Origin of the sequence: Butyrivibrio sp. AE3006, from assembly GCF_000424165.1 — a bacterium.
GTDB lineage: Bacteria > Bacillota > Clostridia > Lachnospirales > Lachnospiraceae > Butyrivibrio.
In genome coordinates this window covers 177,563-197,693 of sequence record NZ_AUJJ01000003.1, presented here as the reverse complement: position 1 = coordinate 197,693, position 20,131 = coordinate 177,563, and the positions used below count along the sequence as shown (strand labels likewise).

Genomic DNA, 20,131 nt, shown 5'->3' with positions numbered 1-20,131 from the left:
ATTTTAAGAAATGGCAAAATATGTAATGGCGCTGGATTCAGGAACTACCAGCAACAGATGCATCCTTTTTAATCAAAAAGGTGAGATCTGCTCCTGCGCCCAGAAAGAATTTACCCAGTTTTTCCCGCAGCCGGGTTGGGTAGAACACGATGCCAGTGAGATCTGGCAGACACAGCTGTCTGTTGCGCGTGAAGCGATGAGCAAGATAGATGCGAGCTTTGAGGATATAGCAGCGATTGGTATCACCAACCAGCGTGAGACTGTTATCGTATGGGACAGAAAAACAGGACAGCCCATATCGCACGCGATCGTATGGCAGTGTCGAAGAACAGCGGACTTTGCTGAGAAAATGAAGGAAGAAGTTCCCGGAATTGTTGAGAAATTCCAGTGCAAGACAGGACTTAAATTCGATCCTTATTTCTCAGGAACCAAGATCAGATGGATACTTGATAATGTTGACGGTGCAAGACAGAGAGCAGAAAACGGCGAGCTGTGCTTTGGAACCGTTGATTCATGGCTTATTTACAAGCTTACAAAGGGTAAGGTTCACGTAACGGATTATTCCAATGCATCAAGAACATTGCTCTTTAACATCAATACACTTGAATGGGATAAGGAGCTTTGCGATATCCTTGATATTCCCATGAGCATGCTTCCTGAGGTTAAGCCTTCAAGCTGCATTTACGGAGAGACAGATCCCGAGTTCTTCGGCGGCGAGATCAAGATTGCCGGAGCAGCCGGTGACCAGCAGGCAGCGCTTTTCGGACAGACCTGTTTTGAAGAGGGTGATGCCAAGAATACATACGGAACAGGATGCTTCATGCTGATGAATACAGGTGATAAGCCTGTTTATTCCAAGAACGATCTGCTTACAACAATCGCATGGGGAATTGACGGTAAGGTGACCTATGCAATCGAAGGTTCTGTATATGTTGCAGGCGCTGCAATTCAGTGGCTTAGAGATGAGCTTAGAACCATCGATTCCGCACCGGATTCAGAGTACTTTGCTACAAGAGTTAAGGATACGAACGGATGCTACGTTGTGCCTGCTTTCACAGGTCTTGGTGCTCCTTATTGGGATCCCTACGCACGTGGAGCCATAGTTGGTCTTACACGAGGCGTTAACAAATATCACATTATCAGAGCAACAGTTGAGTCTCTGGCTTTCCAGACAGCCGATGTGCTTAAGGCCATGGAGCTCGACACAGGTAAGAAGCTTACAAGTCTCAGAGTAGACGGCGGAGCTTCCAAGAATAACTTCCTGTTGCAGTTCCAGTCAGACATCATTGATACCAATGTTGTAAGACCCAGCTGCGTAGAAACTACAGCTATGGGTGCTGCATATCTTGCAGGCCTTGCGGTTGGCTATTGGAAAAACAAGGAAGATGTCATTAGTAACTGGGCTGTAGACAGAGAGTTTACAAGCACAATGGACAATGAAAAGAGAGAAAAAGAGCTCGCAGGTTGGAAGCAGGCAGTTGCTTCAACAAGAGGCTGGGCACGTTAAGGAGAGATAAATAATGTATGACGTATTGATTATTGGTGCAGGTGTTTCCGGAAGCGCTGTAGCAAGAGAAGTTTCCAGATACAATGTATCAGCATGTGTACTTGAAAAATGTGAGGATGTTTGCGAAGGAACCTCCAAGGCTAATTCAGCCATCGTTCACGCAGGCTTTGATGCTGAAGAAGGATCACTCATGGCTAAGCTCAATGTTGAGGGCAATGAGATGATGGATCAGCTTTCAAAGGATCTTGATATTCCTTTCAAGAGAAACGGATCCCTTGTTGTATGCGTACACGAGGAAGAGATAGATGGACTTAAGACTCTCTATGACAGAGGTGTTAAGAACGGAGTTAAGGGCCTTAAGATTATTTCAAGAGAAGAAGCCCTTGAGATGGAGCCCAACCTCTCAGATGACGTTGTAGGTGCTCTCTATGCTCCTACAGGCGGCATTGTTTGTCCTTTCGAGCTCAACATCGCAATGGCAGAAAATGCCAACATGAACGGCGTTGAATTCAGATTCAATACTGAAGTTGAGGATATCAAAAAGGGTGAGGATGGTCTTTTCCATATTCGCACAAACAACGGTGAGTATATCAGCAAAGTAGTTGTTAACGCTGCAGGCGTATATGCTGATAAAATCCATAACATGGTAAGTGCTGACAAGATGCACATCATCGAGAGAAGAGGAGATTACCTGCTTCTTGATAAGGAAGTTGGTAATTATGTATCACATACAATTTTCCCGCAGCCTACAAAATACGGTAAGGGAGTACTTGTAACACCTACAGTACACGGAAACCTTCTTGTAGGCCCTACAGCAATTGATCTTGAGAATAAGGAAGGAAACAATACAACAGCAGCAGGTCTTAACGAAGTTACCGCTAAGGCCAGCGAGAATGTAAAGAACCTTCCTCTCAGAAATGTAATTACATCATTCGCAGGACTTCGTGCTCATCTTGAAAGACATGAGTTCGTTATCGAAGAAGTAAAAGATGCTAAAGGCTTTATCGATGTAGCAGGCATCGAGTCTCCCGGACTTACAGCATCTCCTGCAATCGGAAAGATGGTAGGAGATATGCTTAAGGATTTGATGGGACTTACAGAGAAGTCAGACTGGATCGCTACCCGCAAAGGTATTAAGAGCACAGAAGGTCTTTCAATTGACGAAATGAATGCTCTTATCAAAGAAAATCCTGCTTACGGAACAATCGTATGCAGATGTGAATCAATTACAGAAGGTGAGATACTTGATGCTATCCACAGACCTCTCGGCGCGCGTTCACTTGATGGCGTTAAGCGCAGAACAAGAGCCGGAATGGGTAGATGTCAGGCAGGTTTCTGCAGCCCCAGAACGATGGAAATCATCAACAGAGAGTTAGGCCTTTCTTATGAAAAGATCACTAAGAGCGGCGGAAAATCCAACATCATTCTTGAAAGAACCAAAGGGGAGGAAAGCCACTCATGAAGACATATGATATTGTAATTGTAGGAGGCGGCCCGGCAGGCCTTGCAGCTGCAGTTGCTGCAAAAGAAGCCGGAAATGACAGCATTCTCATCCTTGAGAGAGACCATGAACTTGGTGGTATTCTTAATCAGTGTATCCACAACGGATTTGGTCTTCACACATTTAAGGAAGAGCTTACAGGTCCTGAATATGCATGCAGATTCATCAAGCAGGTTCTTGACCTTGGCATAGAGTACAAGCTCAATACCATGGTAATGGATATTGCAGCAGACAAGACCGTTACAGCCATGAACAGAGAAGACGGAATGTTCCAGATCCCTGCAAAAGCTGTAATCCTTGCAATGGGATGCAGAGAGAGGCCCAGAGGAGCCCTCAACATTCCCGGATACAGACCTGCAGGTATCTTTTCAGCAGGTACTGCTCAGAGACTTGTTAACATCGAAGGCTACATGCCCGGACGTGAGGTTGTAATCCTTGGTTCAGGTGATATCGGACTTATCATGGCCCGCAGAATGACTCTCGAAGGCGCTAAGGTTAAGGTTGTAGCTGAGCTTATGCCTTACTCAGGCGGACTTAAGAGAAATATCGTGCAGTGTCTTGATGACTATGGCATTCCGCTTAAGCTCTCACACACTGTCGTTGATATCGAAGGAAAAGATCATGTAACAGCAGTTACAATTGCTGAGGTTGGCCCTGACAGAAAGCCTATCCCCGGAACAGAGATCAGATATACCTGCGATACACTGCTTTTGTCCTGCGGACTTATTCCCGAGAACGAACTTTCAAGATCAGCAGGCGTAAAGATGAGCCCTGTTACATCAGGACCTGTTGTTAATGAATCCCTAGAGACCAACATCCCCGGTGTATTTGCCTGTGGTAACGTTCTTCACGTACATGACCTTGTTGACTATGTATCTGAAGAGGCTAAGAGAGCCGGAGAGAACGCTGTTAAGTATATTAACGACGGATGCAAGGCAGCTGACAGCTCAGATGTCATCGAGATCGTTGCTACAGAAGGCGCAAGATACACAGTGCCCAGCACAATTGATACCGAGCGCATGAGCGATCTTCTTACAGTAAGATTCAGAGTCGGTGATGTATATAAGAATTCTTTCGTAAGTGTATACTTTGATGATGAGAGAATCATGCACAACCAGAAGAGAATCATGGCTCCCGGCGAAATGGAGCAGATCATTCTCAGAAAGACTCAGCTTCAGGAGCACAAGGGTCTGAAGAAGATAACTGTAAAGATTGAGAAGGAGTGACCAAAATGGAAAAGAGAGAACTCACATGCATCGGATGCCCCATGGGATGCCAGCTTACAGTTACCATGGAGAACGGTGAAGTAACAGAGGTTACAGGTAATACATGTCAGAAGGGTGATATCTACGCAAGAAAAGAAGTAGTTAACCCCACACGAATTGTGACAAGCACCATCAGAATCACAGGTGGTGACAAGGAGAGAGTATCAGTAAAAACAGCAAGCGATATTCCCAAGGACAAGATTTTTGAGGTTATGAAGGATATCGATGCAGCTGTTGTACCTGCTCCTGCTCACATCGGAGATGTTCTTGTAAAGGACGTTGCAGGAACAGGCGTTGATGTCATCGCTACCAGAAATGTAGAGACTGTATAAAATTGAAAAAACAGCTTAAAAAGGCTATGTATAAAAGAAATCGCACCTGCTGCGATTTCTTTTTACATATAAGAAAAAGTGCTTTTCGCTTGTCTTAAAGTATGCTATACTACTGAAATGTGGAAAACTATTGTTTTCGGTAATATTCCCAAGCGGAAAAGGAGAAATATTATGAAGCATGTAAAAACACTTGCAACAAGAAATCTTAAAGAGTCAATGAAAAAGGGCGGCTGCGGTGAGTGCCAGACATCTTGCCAGTCAGCTTGCAAGACATCCTGCACAGTAGGTAACCAGAGCTGCGAGCAGGCTACAAAGTAATTTGGTTCTTAACTGAATAATTATTTAATGTCAGGCAGCGGCCTAGCCGCTGCCTATCTTATGTAAAGTGTAAAGACCAGGTTGTGTATATTAAGTATCACTTGATCGGTGATCTTTTTATAAATTTAAAATAGTAAGGTAGTGATAATTTTTTATGATTCATGCATACAGGAACAACGGTTATAACATTGTTCTGGATGTAAACAGTGGATCCGTTCACGTGGTGGACGACATTGTTTTTGACCTGACAGGTCCTGTCGAGGAAGCTCTGACAGCCAGATTCGGTTCAGGAGATATTACTGCTCCCGATGCCGAAGGATATGATGATTCTGTATTATGCACAGAGCTCGTATCAGAACTCTCCGGTAAGAATCCGGAATTAGTAAGTAAATATGGTAGTGACGATCTGAAGGATGCTATTTCAGACATTCTCGAGCTTCGCAGAAGCGAAGTCCTCTATACAGATGATGTATATGAGAATTATGTGGAAGAGTTCAAGGAGAGAGATACAGTTGTTAAGGCTCTCTGCCTCAATATCGCACATGATTGTAACCTCAGATGCAAATATTGTTTTGCAGACGAGGGTGAGTATCACGGAAGACGAGCACTTATGACTGAAGAGGTTGGTAAGGCAGCCCTGGATTTCCTTATTAAGAATTCAGGCGGCAGGAAGAACCTCGAAGTCGACTTCTTTGGCGGCGAGCCCCTTTTGAACTGGGATGTCGTTAAGAAGATAGTAGAGTATGGTCGCAGCATAGAGAAGGAGCACGATAAGAATTTCCGCTTCACTCTTACTACGAACGGCACCTTGTTAAATGATGAGATCCTTGAATTTGCCAATAAAGAGATGGGCAACATCGTATTATCCATTGACGGACGTAAGGAAGTTAATGATAAGATGCGTCCCATGCGCGGCGGACAGGGTACTTACGATCAGATAGTTCCCAAGTTCCAGAAGGTTGCTGAGTCCAGACATCAGCTCAGATACTTCGTAAGAGGTACCTTCACTCACAACAATCTGGATTTCTGTGAGGATGTTAAGCATCTTGCAGACCTTGGTTTCAAACAGATCTCAGTAGAGCCTGTAGTGGCTAAGCCTGAAGACTGGTACGCTATAAAGGACGAGGATATCCCGTATCTTTGCGAGCAGTATGACGAGCTTGCCAAGTTCTACCTTCAGAGACACAAGGAAGGAAAAGGATTCAATTTCTTCCACTTCAATATCGATCTTGAAGGTGGTCCCTGTGTTGCCAAGAGACTTTCAGGATGTGGATCGGGATGTGAGTATCTCGGTGTTACTCCCTGGGGTGACCTTTATCCATGTCATCAGTTTGTTGGTAATGAAGATTTCATTATGGGTAATGTCTTCGATGGTATCACAAGACCTGATATCAGGAAGATGTTCAAAGAGAGCAATGTGTACTCCAGACCTGAGTGTCAGAAGTGCTTTGCAAGATATTATTGCAGTGGTGGTTGCGCTGCAAACGCCTATAATTTCAATGGCGATATAAATACAACCTATCAAACGGGATGCGAGCTGCAGAGGAAGCGTATCGAGTGCGCTATTATGATCAAGGCAGCCCTTGCCGAATGATTTAGATGGAGGATTAGGAACAATGAAAAAGGTAAAACCATTTTTAGCTCTGTTAGTAATGTTATTACTACTGGGCGGCCTCGCATACTCTTCAGTGTATGGTCTTGGAAGCGACAAGTCCGGTTCACTTAAGAGTATCAACCTCGGACTTGACCTTGCAGGTGGTGTCAGCATCACTTATGAGGTAGGTGGAGAAGAGACACCTAACGCCGAGGATATGTCAGATACTATTTACAAGCTCCAGCAACGTGTAGATCAGTACAGCACAGAGTCACAGGTTTATCAGGAAGGTTCTAACCGTATCAACATCGAGATTCCCGGTGTTACAGATGCAAACAAGATCCTTGAGGAGCTGGGACAGCCCGGTAATCTGTACTTCATCGCCGAGACAGACAGTGAAGGCAACAAGAACTACGAGTACAACATGGGTTACACAACCGATGAAGAAGGCAACCTCGTAATGGATGAGAATGCTCAGATCGGTTATGTATTAAACAAGACTATTGAAGAACTTGAAGCAGAAGGTTCTATCGTACTTAAGGGTGAGGACGTAGCTGATGCTCAGGCAGGTTACCAGAATTCCGGTACAGCTAACACTCAGGAAGTAGTAGTTCAGCTTGAGTTCACAGACGAAGGTAAGACAAAGTTTGCAGAGGCTACAAAGAAGGCCTTCGCAAATGGCGAATCAATTGCTATCTATTATGATGGTGAGTTCATTTCAGTTCCCAACGTACAGGCTGAGATCACAGACGGACGTGCCATCATCACAGGTGAGCCTACATTCGAATCAGCATCTAACCTTGCTTCTATGATCCGTATCGGTGGACTTAAGCTTCAGCTTACAGAGCTCCGTTCCAACGTAGTTGGTGCTCAGCTTGGTTCCGATGCTATTCATACAAGTTTGATCGCTGCTATCGTAGGTTTCATAGCAATCATTCTTTTCATGTTAGTTGTTTACAGAGTGCTCGGCTTTGCTGCAAGTATTGCTCTTGGCTTCTATGTAGGACTTGAGATACTTCTTCTTTCAGCATTCGAGATTACACTTACACTTCCTGGTATCGCAGGTATCATCCTTTCAGTAGGTATGGCGGTAGATGCAAACGTTCTTGTATTTGCACGTATCAGAGAGGAGATTGCAGGCGGTAAGGATGTAAAGGCTGCTATCAAGACAGGTTACAGCAAGGCGCTTTCAGCTATCCTTGATGGTAACATCACAACACTTATAGCAGCAGCTATCCTTGGACTTAGAGGAACAGGTACAGTTAAGGGCTTCGCTTCAACACTTGCTCTTGGTATTATCGTATCCATGTTCACTGCTCTTGTTATCACAAGAATTATGTCAAACATCTTCTTTAATCTTGGTATTCAGGATAAGAAGTGGTATGGCAAGGCTAAGGATCTTAAGATCATCGACTTCACATCAAAGAGAAAGATGTTTTATGGCATCTCTCTTGCGCTCATCCTTATTGGTTTTGTAACCATGGGTGTAAACGGCGGACGCGGAGTTGGCGCATTCAACTACAGCCTTGATTTCGTAGGTGGTACATCCACAAGCGTTACATTCAATGAGAACTGGACTACAGAGAAGCTTGACAGCGAAGTAGTTCCGAAGATCAAGGAGCTTACAGGTGTTGATTCTGTACAGGTTCAGACAGTATCAGGATCAAATCAGGTTATCTTCAAGACAGTTACTCTTGAAGTAGCACAGCGTGAAGCAATCTCAAACATGTTTGAGACAGATTACAATGTTCCTCAGGAGAACATAGCTGCTGAGAGTATCAGTTCTACAATCAGTAACGAGATGCGTGCAGATGCAACATCTGCTATGATCATTGCTCTTGTACTTATGCTTGCATATATCTGGATCAGATTCAGAGATATAAAGTTTGGTGCTGCAGCTATCATCGCTCTTGCACATGATGCACTTATCGTTATCACATGCTATGCACTTACAAGAATTCAGGTTGGTGGTACCTTCATTGCTGCCATCCTTACAATTATCGGTTACTCAATCAACGATACAATCGTTACCTTTGACCGTATCCGTGAGAACCAGTTCAACATGAGCCACAAAGATGACTATGCTTCACTTGTTAACAAGAGTGTAAGCCAGACAATAACACGAAGCTTGTTTACATCAATCACAACCTTCATCATGGTATTGGCACTTGCCATCTTTGGTGTACCGGATATCCGTTTCTTCGCACTTCCTCTTATGGTCGGCGTAGTAGCAGGTACATATTCTTCAATCTTCATCGCATCACCTATATGGATGGATCTGAAGACTCGCTTTAAGGGTGAAAATAAGAAATAATATAGCACTTAAAAACTGCTATAATGAATGAGCATAGGTCAGGGAAATCGTGGATTTTCCTGACTTTTGCCATTTTTATAATAAAAAAAATTAAACAACCTGAGGTAACTATGGCAAAGTGGTTCGTAACCCGAAAAGGGGCTGACTTTAATAAAATCGGACAGGAGCATGGCATTTCGCCCATAACTGCAAGACTTCTTAGAAACAGAGATGTATTTGAGTTTGAAGATGTAGAAGCGTTTCTACACTCAGATATAAGATCCCTTCATGATCCTCATGAGCTTCAGGATATGGATAAAGCGGCAGCAATAATGAAGGAATGCATAGAACGTGGAGATAACATTCGCGTTATTGGTGACTATGACGTGGATGGCATCTGTTCTTCATATATCCTCTATGAAGGTATCAGAAAATGCGGAGGACATGTGGATGTAAGACTTCCTCACAGAGTGGAGGATGGCTATGGTCTTAGCGATGCCCTTATTGATAAAGCGCAGGAAGAAGGTATTAATACCATCATAACCTGTGACAATGGAATAGCTGCTACCACGCAGGTTGCACATGCGAAAGAGCTTGGAATGACTGTGATCGTCACAGATCACCATGAGGTATTGTGCGACAGTGAAGACAAGGATAGAATGATCCTTCCTGAGGCAGATGCGGTAGTAGATCCTAAGAGAAAAGATGATGAAAGCAAGTTCCATGAGATATGCGGTGCGATGGTTGCATACAAGTTTATTTGTGTACTCGCAGAACTTATGGGTATTTCTGAAAGTCAGAACGATGGATTTTTTAGGGACCTTAGAATATTTGCAGGATGGGCGACAGTTTGTGATGTTATGCCTTTAAAGGACGAAAATAGAATTATCGTAAAGGATTCCTTTAAGAATATACCTTTATCACATAATGTGGGACTCAACGCACTTATAAGGGAGTGTGGTGTGGAGGCAGACAGAATTACCTGCTACATCTACGGCTTTGTCTTGGGCCCCTGTCTTAACGCTACAGGAAGACTGGATTCAGCCATGAGAGGTCTAGAGCTTTTGCTTGAGCAGGATCCGGATGCAGCAGCAGGCATAGCTAAGGAATTAAAGGAATTAAACGACAGCCGCAAGGACCTTACAAAGGAAGGTCAGGATGCTGCTATGGTGAAGCTTGATGAATATAATGGACAGCTTCCCAAGGTGCTTGTAATATACCTGTCTGGACTTCACGAATCTCTTGCAGGAATAATAGCAGGACGCGTCAGAGAAGCAACCCATAGACCCACCTACATTCTTACTGATACAAAGGATGGCATACTTAAGGGATCAGGCAGATCTATTGAGGCTTATCATATGCATGATGCTTTAAGTGAATGCAGAGATCTCCTTCTTAAGTTTGGCGGCCATAAGATGGCAGCTGGCTTTTCATTAGAGAAAGACAATCTGGAAGCCTTTAATAAGGCTCTTAATGATAACTGTAATTTGGCAGAGGATGATTTCCAGGAGGTTCTTCATATAGATATGGAGCTTCCGCCGGAATATCTTAGTATTCCGCTTCTTAGAGAATTCGAGGAAATAGGTCCTTACGGAACAGGTAATGAAGAGCCTCTTTTTGCTGCAAGAAATATTGAGCTTGTAAGTGGCAGAGTCATCGGTAAGAATGCAAATGTAGGAAAATTCCAGATAAAGGATACCACAGGAAGATGCTACGATATGATGGTGTTCAATAATCTTGATAAATGGGATGAATTCCTGAATGAAACATTCGGAGAAGATAATGTTAAAAAGCTTTATAATGGCTCATTAAATGATAAAATGTATATAAATGTAGCATACAGACCACAAATTAATGAATACAGGGGAATGGAGTCTTTGCAAATAGTACTTAGGGATTACATGAAATGTTCAGAAAAAAAGTCTTCATAAAACCACAAAACACACGCATAGAGCGTGTGTCAGCGGTTTCTTATGAGGGGGAGATAGTTAGTTCATCAACTATCTTGATACATAATATACATTACAAATGTGAATAGAATATGTTTAAAACCTTAAGGAAAACGAAAGATTCTTAAGAAATTTTGTAGAAAAGGAGAGCGAGAGTATGAAATTAGTAGATTTATTGAAAAATCTGGACTACAAAGCTTATGAGGGAAATACAGGAAAAGAGGCTGCAAATCTCGATATAGAGATATCTGCAGTGATAAATGATAACAGGAAGGCTACAGAGGGATGCCTTTTCCTGTGTATAGAAGGTGCTAATTTTGATGGCCATAGCGCAGCTAAGGATGTCTGCGAAAAAGGCGCAGCTGCTATCGTTGTTCAGAAGGATGTTGAACTTCCCGATGATTGCAAAGCTGTAGTTGTAAGAGTTGAGAATACCAGATATGCTATGGCTTTCATTTCAGCTGCATGGTTCGGGCATCCCGCTGAGCATCTTAAGACAATAGGTATTACAGGTACAAAGGGTAAGACTACAACTACTTACCTTATTAAGAACATGCTTGAGAATGCAGGACATAAGTGCGGACTTATAGGTACTATCGAGGTTATCATCGGTGATGAGCATATTCATGCAGAGAACACAACACCTGAATCCTACGAGCTTCAGGAATATATGAGAAGAATGGTGGATGCAGGCTGCGACTGCGTGGTAATGGAGGTTTCATCACAGGGACTTATGCTCCACAGAAGCCAGGGCTTCATATATGATATCGGCGTATTTACAAATATCGAGCCCGATCACATCGGACCTAACGAGCACAAGGATTTTGATGATTACATGCACTGCAAGGGCATGCTCTTTAAACAGTGTAGGGTAGGTATCGCCAATGCAGATGATCCCAGAATGATAGATGTTCTTGAAGGTCATACCTGCGAGCTTACAACCTACGGCTTTGCAGCAGATGCTGATCTTCGTGCAATAAACCTTGCATATCTTCATAAGCCCGGCGAACTTGGTGTAATGTTCGATACAACAGGCGTACTTGAGATGCATGCTTCTGTTCCTACACCCGGCAGATTCAGCGTATACAATGCACTTTGCGCTATTGATGTAGCAAGAATTCTGGGCACAGGTGTGGATGAAATTGCTGCAGCCCTTAAGAAAGCCCGCGTTAAAGGCAGAATCGAGATGGTAAAGGTATCTGATGACTTTACCCTTATGATAGATTATGCCCATAATGCTATGGCACTTAAGAGCCTTCTCAGCACCCTGAGAGATTATCATCCAAACAGACTTATCAGCGTATTTGGATGCGGCGGAAACAGATCAAAGCTCCGCAGATTCGAGATGGGTGAAGTAAGTGGTAAATATGCTGACTTTACAATCATCACTTCAGATAATCCGAGATTTGAAGAGCCTATGGATATCATGAAGGATATCGAGACCGGCATGAAAAAGACAGATGGCGAGTACATCATGATTGAAGACAGAAAAGAAGCCATCAAATATGCCATCGAGCATGGCGAAAATGGTGATATCATCGTCCTTGCCGGCAAGGGCCATGAGGATTACCAGGAGATAAAAGGCGTTAAATATCCCATGGATGAGCGCGACCTTATTAAAGAAATACTTGAAGAGAAATAAATGCAGAATAATGACTTCCTCTATGCAAATTTAATAGTGGATATTTCACACGAGAAGGTGGACAGACCTTTTCAGTACAGAATTCCTGAAGCCCTAAGGGGACGGATCGATATCGGAAGCTGTGTAAAGATACCCTTTGGAAAAGGTAATACCGAAAGAGCAGGGTATGTTGTGGAGCTTATGAATGAGCCTCAGTGTGCTCCCGAGAAAATAAAAGAGATATCGGGTCTTTCTGGGGATGAGGTTTCAGTAGATGACATCATGGTTAAGCTGGCTGCATGGATGCACAGATACTACGGCTCAACCATGATAAATGCTCTTAGAACGGTTTTGCCTGTCAGGAAAAAAGTAGGCACACTTCAGCATAAATATGTAAAACTCCTTCAGCCTGAGCGGGAAGCAAGAGATTTTTACATGAACTGTGTCAAAAAGCATCAGGTGGCAAGAGCCCGTCTTCTTGAGGCACTTTTGGAGAACCCTTCCGAGAGAATTCCTCAGGAGCTGGTGGTTTCCAAGCTCAATGTTTCCACAGCCGTTTTGAGATCTCTTTCTGAAAAGGGCATCATCAAAATAGAAACTGAGGACTATTATCGAAATCCTGTGGGAGAAGTCAGCCCCGCTGCCAAAAAGGTCATACTAAGTGACGAGCAGCAGGCTATATCTGATGAAGTAATAGCTGATTTTGACCGTGGAGAGCGGAAAACCTATCTTATCCATGGTATTACAGGAAGTGGTAAGACAGAAGTCTACATAGACATGATCGATAAGATGCTTGAAAGGGGTAAGCAGGCAATAGTCCTTATTCCTGAGATAGCGCTTACATATCAGACACTTATGAGATTCTACAGACACTTTGGAGACAGAGTGTCTGTAATGAATTCCACGTTGTCACCGGGTGAAAAGTACGACCAGGCAAAAAGGGCAAAAGAAGGCGATATAGATATAATCATAGGCCCAAGATCCGCTTTGTTTACGCCGTTTCCCTCAGTGGGACTTATCATAATTGATGAGGAGCATGAGAGTTCATATAAAAGTGAGACCATGCCTAAGTATCATGCAAGGGAGACAGCCATCGAACTAGCGAAGCTTGTGCCTGGGGGAGCCAGCGTGGTACTGGGCTCTGCAACTCCGTCTCTTGAATCCTACTACAGGGCTGAGACAGGAGAATACAAGCTTTTTGAACTAAACAGAAGACTTACTGGCGGAACACTTCCCGATGCTATAATTGCAGATCTTAGAGAAGAGCTTCGAAGCGGAAACAGATCGATTTTCAGCAGAGATCTTCAGGAAAAATTAAATGATGCTCTGGAAAATGGGCATCAGGCGATGCTTTTTATTAACAGGCGAGGCCTTGCGGGCTTTATTTCATGCAGGTCCTGCGGTTATGTTTTTAAGTGCCCTCACTGTGATGTATCAATGTCAGAGCACAGAGGCGGCATGCTGGTATGCCATTACTGCGGACACACTCAGCCTGTTGCAAGGATTTGTCCCGAATGCGGCTCCAAATATGTCACAGCCTTCAGGGCAGGAACTCAGCAGATAGAAAAAGAAGTAAATAAGATTTTTCCTAAAGCAAGGGTTCTTAGAATGGACGCTGATACCACAAGGACAAAGGGTAGTTATGAGAAGATACTTTCATCCTTTGCGGCTGAAGAAGCTGATGTGCTGGTGGGAACCCAGATGATTGTAAAGGGACACGATTTCCCCAATGTTACAGTGGTTGGAATACTGGCAGCAGACATGTCCCTTAACGCAGGGGATTACAGAGCCGGTGAGAGAACCTTCCAGCTGATCACCCAGGCAGCAGGAAGAGCCGGCAGAGGAACCTTCCCAGGAAGCGTCGTAATTCAGTCCTATCAGCCTGATAATTACGCCATTGTTCATGCAAAGGATCAGGACTATAAGGCTTTTTATGAGGAAGAGATTTCCTACAGGAAGCTCCTTAGATATCCGCCTGCAGCCCACATGATGGCAATTCAGATTTTTGCTTCCAATGAAGAATACGGCAAAAAGCTGGCGGCAAGATTAAGGGCAGAGATAGAGCGCCTTGGCATAAGGGACGCTATTATAATCGGTCCTGCGGCAGCAGCTATCAGCAAGATAAATGATATTTACAGAATGGTGATCTATGTTAAGCATGAGAGCATGGATAGTCTCGTGGAGATGAAGGACGCTGCGGCATCCCTTCTTGATTATTTTGAAAAGAGGGGAGAACTTCGCGGAATACAGGTACAATACGACTTTGATCCCATGCAGGCTACATAACTTGATTGCCTGTGATATACTATAGAAAGCGTCAAAAGGCATGACTTTATATAGAAACTCTATGCTACGACGCATTTGGATAAAGTAAATGAATTGTTTTAAGGAAAGGTAGTAAATATGGCACTTAGAGAAATCAGAGAATATGGAGATGACGTTCTTGCACGCCCCTGCAAAGAGGTAAAAGAGGTTACTCCCAGAATCCGTGAACTTATAAATGATATGTTTGAGACAATGTACGACGCTAACGGCGTTGGTCTTGCAGCACCTCAGGTAGGTGTTTTAAAGAGAATCGTTGTTATCGACTGTTCTCCTGAGGGAGAGGATCCTCATCTTCTCATCAATCCTGTGATCTTAGAGACAAGCGGAGAGCAGACAGGCTACGAGGGATGTCTTTCACTTCCCGGTAAGTCAGGCGTTGTTACAAGACCTAACTATGTGAAGGTTAAGGCCTTTGATATTGATATGAAGCCCTTTGAGCTTGAGGGAACAGAGCTTCTTGCAAGAGCTATCTGTCATGAGTGCGATCACCTTGACGGACACATGTATGTTGAGAAGGTTGAGGGAGATCTTGTTGATAACGAGGAACTTCAGCAGCCTGATGCGGAATAAATTCCGAAAGAGCAGAGTTTGGCTCAATTATGCAGAGTGAGAAAAGTATGAAAAAACAAAAGACTAAAAGCGGTAAGGCCGGAAAAGTCCTTGGAATCATGCTTGGTATTCTTGCTGTTACTTATGTGGGGATTTCTATATATTTTACGAAGCATTATCTTTTTAATACCTTCGTTAATGATATCCCGGCATACAATATGACGGCGAAGGATATTGAAGAGGAGATTGCAAGCGGACTAAGAAAATATGTGCTAACTATAGACGCCAGGGGTGGTATCACGCAGACACTGACCTCTGACGATATTAGCCTGTCACTTCAGGTGGATGGACAATTTGATAAGGCTTTAAAAGAGCAGAAGCCCTTCCTGTGGCCTGCATATCTTTTTAAGGAAACCCATCTTACCACCGATGATATAGTCGTATATTCAAGAGAGGTTGCAGCTGAAAAAATAAGCAGCCTTAGTATCTTTGATGCTGAGAATATCATCGCACCTGTGGATGCACATTTGTCAGAGGATACCGGTGAAGAGGGTTTTTACATTATTCCTGAGGAGCAGGGACAGAGCCCGGTAAAGGATACCGTAATTTCTGAGATCTGTGCGGCTTTGGACGTACTTGAAGCACAGGTTACACTTAGCGATGAATGCTACGAGAAGCCTGCCATCACATCAGACAATCAGGAGCTTAATGATCTTTGCAACAATCTGAATGTATATTGCAAAGCTTCAATAACATACGAATTCGGCGATGAAACTGTGGTGGTTGACGGCACAGTCATTAAGGACTGGTGCAACATTGAAGGTCAGAGCGTAAGCTTTGATGAAGAGCAGGTTAAGGAATTCGTAAAGAGCCTTTCAAGACAGTATGACACCTTTGGCAGGGACAGAACCATCATATCCCACAGCGGCGAAGAGGTGACTGTTCAGGGCGGCGATTACGGATGGTGGATGGATAGAACAACTGAAGCCAATGAACTTTTAGAAGCCATAAAAACCGGTTACAGAGGCACAAGAACCCCTGTGTATTTCGGAACAGCCCTTACATATGGCGCTACTGATTATGGTAATTCATATGTAGAAATTGATCTCACAAGTCAGCACTTGTGGGTTTATCAGGACGGACAGGAGGTTATTGATTCTGACTTCGTGTCCGGCTGTGTTAATAAAGGAAGAACTACGCCAAGAGGAACCTATGGCATTACTTATAAGGAAAGGGATGCCACTCTCGTAGGCGAGAACTATTCATCAGCTGTTAAGTACTGGATGCCCTTTAACGGCAATGTGGGTATGCATGATGCAAGTTGGAGATCTGAATTCGGAGGATGGATTTATATCACAGACGGATCCCACGGATGTATCAATCTTCCGACAGATAAGGCGGCTGAGATATTTGAGATTGTAGAAAAGGGCGAAGCCGTATTTGTATACGGCGGTAAAACTGAGCCCGAAGCAGTTGTCACAGCAGAGATTGTTGATCCCGAAACAGGAGCAGTTACTACAAAACGTGTACCTGCAAGTGTAGCTGCAGAACAGGGACTTACAGTTATACCGGACCCTGCACCGGAGACTCCCGCTCCTACAGAGGGGACTCCCGCAGAAGCCCCTGTAACAGAGGAGGCTGCACCTGCAGAAGCGACACCTACACCGGATACATCTGCGGAACCCGCTCAGTAAGGGACGATTAAGGAGAATAGATGAAAGTAGTATACATGGGAACGCCGGACTTTGCGGTTGCGGCGCTTGAAAAAATAATAGAAGCTGGGCATGAAGTGGTGGCAGTTGTCACACAGCCCGACAGACCAAAGGGGAGAGGTAAGGAGCTTGCCATATCTCCTGTAAAGGAATGTGCCCTTAAGCATGACCTTAAAATTATGCAGCCTGAAAAGGTAAGAGAGGCATCTGTAGTTGCTGAGCTTAAGGCTCTTGATGCTGATATTTTTGTAGTAGCTGCCTTTGGACAGATTTTGTCTCAGGAGGTTCTGGATATACCGAAGTACGGTTGTGTGAATATTCATGCATCACTTCTTCCTAAGTACAGAGGTGCTGCGCCAATTCAGATGGCGATCTTAAACGGAGATAAGGAAACCGGAGTTACCATCATGCAGATGAATGCAGGAATGGATACCGGTGATATTCTTGTTACCAAGACTCTGACTATAGAGGATGAGGATACTGCTGGAACTTTGTTTGATAAGCTTATGTTCCTTGGAGCTGATTTAATAGTAGAGACACTTCCTAGGATTGAGAAGGGTGAGATTACACCTACTCCTCAGGACGATTCTCTTAGCACAAAGTGCGGCAAGATCAGTAAAGAGATGGGACAGATTGACTTTAACAGGTCAGCTCGCGAGATATTTAATCTTGTAAGAGGCATGAGCCCCTGGCCAAGTGCATATACCAAGCTTAACGGTAAGATGCTTAAAATCTGGAAGGTTAAGCCTATAGAAGAGGCTACTGACGGCGCTCCCGGAACTGTATATGATGTGAAAAAGGATTCCTTCATCGTGAACACAGGAGATGGACTTCTGGAGATAACAGAGCTTCAGCTCGAAGGTAAAAAGCGCATGAGTGTTAAGGATTTCCTTCTTGGATACAGTATAATTGCCGGGGATAAGCTTGGTTAAGACACATTTTGAACATGAAAATATCTTATATTTAAGTAAAAGATAGCGTGACCAGATTATGAACACGCCTGTTTAAAATGTTTTAAAGGAGGAAGCAGACATGTATGCTAACTATGGATATATGAGCAGGGGAATGTACTTTGACAGTACCTATATTTTAGTTCTTATCGGAGCGCTTTTGTGTATCATTGCCAGCGCAAGAGTAAAGACTACCTACAGTAAATATGCCAGAGTCCGCAGTATGAGCGGAATGACCGGAGCACAGGCAGCACATGAGATTCTTAGAAGAAACGGAATAATGGATGTGCAGATTCAGCATGTGTCCGGTAATCTTACTGATCACTATGATCCCAGAACCAAAACAGTGAATCTTTCAGATGCAACCTATGGTTCAAACAGTGTGGCTGCAATAGGCGTTGCGGCCCATGAGTGCGGACACGTACTGCAGCACCATACAGGATACTTACCCATAAGCATTCGCTCAGCTCTTGTGCCTGCTGCGAATATCGGCTCAAAGCTTGGAATCCCGATCATTATGCTCGGCCTGATTATTGGAATTTCACCTCTTGCAAAAATAGGTGTATGGGTATTTGCCCTGGCTGTTCTTTTCCAGATTGTTACTCTTCCTGTAGAGTTCGATGCATCTCACAGAGCTCTTGCGATGCTTGGCGAGTACGGAATTCTCGGGGATGATGAACTGGTTCATACCAAAAAGGTTTTAGGCGCAGCGGCACTTACCTATGTTGCGGCAGCAGCTTCATCAGTTTTACAGCTTCTTAGACTTATTATGATCACCGGAACCGGAAGAAGGCGTGACTAATTTATGGCAGAAAAGGTAAATGAGAGAAAAATTGCATTAGACATTCTCTTAGAGATGGAGGATTCCTCCAATCATGAGTTTTCTACTATCAAAAGAGTTCTTGACCGCTACGATTATCTTGATACCAAAAGCAAAGCTTTTATTAAGTATCTGGCAGGGGGAACTGTTGAGAGGAAGCTTACTCTTGACTATGTCATAAATCAGTTTTCCAAGACGCCCACTGAAAAGATGGCACTGCCAATATTGCTGATCCTCAGGATGAGTGTGTATCAGATTCTTTTTATGGATTCTGTTCCCGATTCTGCAGCGGTAAATGAAGCGGTAAAGCTTACTGCAAAGCGCCATTTCGTGGGGCTTAAGGGATTTGTAAACGGAGTCCTCAGAAATATCTCAAGGAAAAAGGACAAGATCGACTGGCCTGAGCCGGGGATAACAAGAGAGAGTAAAGCCTACTATCTGTCAATTAAGTATTCACAGCCTGAGTGGCTTGCCGGCAGATGGATAGGTGATTACGGTATAGAGCAGACAGAGAAGATTTTCAGGTTCTTTTTAAAGACAAGACCTGTTTCCATTAGATTTAGCAGAAGACTTGAGACAGAGGAATTAAAGTCTCTTATAGCTGAAATGAAAAAGGCAAATAACGGCAATATAGTTCTTAAGATGAATGAGATTTTGCCTTATGCCATGGACCTTTATCATACGGATAATATCAGATATCTGCCCGGTTACGACGAGGGAGCATTCCTTGTTCAGGATATCAGCTCAATGCTTGTATGCGAGCTTGCCGGCATAAAAACTGACAACACAGTTGTGGATGTGTGCTCGGCTCCCGGAGGAAAGAGCCTTCATGCAGCAGATAAGCTTAAAGGAACCGGTCAGGTAATAGCAAGAGATTTGTCTGCAAATAAGTGCATGATTATACGTGAAAACGTTAATAGAATGCGAGCAGCCAATGTGACGGTAGAGCAGTATGATGCCGAGAAGCATGATGAAAAAATGGAGTCTGCAGCAGACGTACTTCTCTGTGACCTTCCCTGTTCAGGGCTTGGCGTTATTGGCAGAAAGCCTGACATCAAGATGAATACCGACGAGGAATCCATTCGTAGTCTCCAGGAGAAACAAAGGAATATCCTGAATGCTGTATGGAGTTATGTAAAGCCCGGCGGAATCATGATGTACAGCACCTGTACAGTTGCTAAGGAAGAGAACGAGGACAACGTAAAGTGGATTCTTGAGAATCTTCCCTTTGAGCCGGTTGATCTTACAGATAAGCTTCCTGAAAAGATGAAGAGTATCGATACTGCAAAGGATGGATACATTCAGATTTTACCGGGAGAATTTGAAACAGACGGATTCTTCATTGCAAAGTTCAGACGCAAGGAATGATAAATTGCAGTAAATGATTTAGCGTAT

15 protein-coding genes are annotated in these 20,131 nt (G+C 43.7%); all 15 read left to right on the top strand.

Features of this window, described 5'->3' with window-relative positions:
- Positions 1-10: 10 nt before the first annotated feature.
- Entirely contained in the window at positions 11-1,507 is a 1,497-nt protein-coding gene (gene glpK / locus G603_RS0103975) for a glycerol kinase GlpK (protein WP_026669388.1), read from the top strand.
- 13 nt (positions 1,508-1,520) lie between these two features.
- Positions 1,521-2,969, top strand: a complete 1,449-nt coding sequence (locus G603_RS0103970; protein WP_026669387.1) for an NAD(P)/FAD-dependent oxidoreductase — start codon at positions 1,521-1,523, stop codon at positions 2,967-2,969.
- Positions 2,966-4,234 (top strand): NAD(P)/FAD-dependent oxidoreductase, encoded by a 1,269-nt coding sequence (locus tag G603_RS0103965; RefSeq protein ID WP_026669386.1) that lies wholly within the window; start codon positions 2,966-2,968, stop codon positions 4,232-4,234. The genes G603_RS0103970 and G603_RS0103965 overlap by 4 nt, the downstream gene beginning before the upstream one ends.
- A gap of 5 nt (positions 4,235-4,239) precedes the next feature.
- The gene (locus tag G603_RS0103960) at positions 4,240-4,605 is read left to right on the top strand and encodes a DUF1667 domain-containing protein (RefSeq protein WP_026669385.1); all 366 of its coding nucleotides are present in this window, start codon (positions 4,240-4,242) and stop codon (positions 4,603-4,605) included.
- A 171-nt stretch (positions 4,606-4,776) separates the two neighbouring features.
- Complete coding sequence (gene scfA / locus G603_RS19145; protein WP_035791893.1) at positions 4,777-4,923, top strand: six-cysteine ranthipeptide SCIFF; 147 nt, start codon at positions 4,777-4,779, stop codon at positions 4,921-4,923.
- Positions 4,924-5,077: 154 nt separating this feature from the next.
- Entirely contained in the window at positions 5,078-6,517 is a 1,440-nt protein-coding gene (gene scfB, locus G603_RS0103950; protein ID WP_026669384.1) for a thioether cross-link-forming SCIFF peptide maturase, read from the top strand.
- A gap of 22 nt (positions 6,518-6,539) precedes the next feature.
- Positions 6,540-8,831: a protein translocase subunit SecDF gene (locus G603_RS0103945; protein WP_026669383.1), complete on the top strand. Its 2,292-nt coding sequence runs from the start codon at positions 6,540-6,542 to the stop codon at positions 8,829-8,831.
- 110 nt (positions 8,832-8,941) lie between these two features.
- Complete coding sequence (gene recJ, locus G603_RS0103940) at positions 8,942-10,741, top strand: single-stranded-DNA-specific exonuclease RecJ (protein ID WP_026669382.1); 1,800 nt, start codon at positions 8,942-8,944, stop codon at positions 10,739-10,741.
- Positions 10,742-10,916: 175 nt separating this feature from the next.
- Positions 10,917-12,401, top strand: coding sequence for a UDP-N-acetylmuramoyl-L-alanyl-D-glutamate--2,6-diaminopimelate ligase (locus G603_RS0103935; protein WP_026669381.1), 1,485 nt, complete (start codon positions 10,917-10,919; stop codon positions 12,399-12,401).
- A complete protein-coding gene (priA, locus tag G603_RS0103930) occupies positions 12,402-14,666 on the top strand; it encodes a replication restart helicase PriA (protein ID WP_026669380.1) in 2,265 nt (754 codons plus the stop codon).
- 117 nt (positions 14,667-14,783) lie between these two features.
- A complete protein-coding gene (gene def, locus G603_RS0103925) occupies positions 14,784-15,275 on the top strand; it encodes a peptide deformylase (protein WP_026523229.1) in 492 nt (163 codons plus the stop codon).
- 47 nt (positions 15,276-15,322) lie between these two features.
- The gene (locus G603_RS19140; protein WP_051207434.1) at positions 15,323-16,948 is read left to right on the top strand and encodes a L,D-transpeptidase family protein; all 1,626 of its coding nucleotides are present in this window, start codon (positions 15,323-15,325) and stop codon (positions 16,946-16,948) included.
- Between the two features lie 20 nt (positions 16,949-16,968).
- Positions 16,969-17,898: a methionyl-tRNA formyltransferase gene (gene fmt, locus G603_RS0103915; RefSeq protein ID WP_026669379.1), complete on the top strand. Its 930-nt coding sequence runs from the start codon at positions 16,969-16,971 to the stop codon at positions 17,896-17,898.
- A 100-nt stretch (positions 17,899-17,998) separates the two neighbouring features.
- Complete coding sequence (locus G603_RS0103910) at positions 17,999-18,718, top strand: zinc metallopeptidase (RefSeq protein WP_051207433.1); 720 nt, start codon at positions 17,999-18,001, stop codon at positions 18,716-18,718.
- A 3-nt stretch (positions 18,719-18,721) separates the two neighbouring features.
- Positions 18,722-20,104, top strand: coding sequence for a 16S rRNA (cytosine(967)-C(5))-methyltransferase RsmB (gene rsmB, locus G603_RS0103905; protein ID WP_026669377.1), 1,383 nt, complete (start codon positions 18,722-18,724; stop codon positions 20,102-20,104).
- Positions 20,105-20,131: the final 27 nt, after the last annotated feature.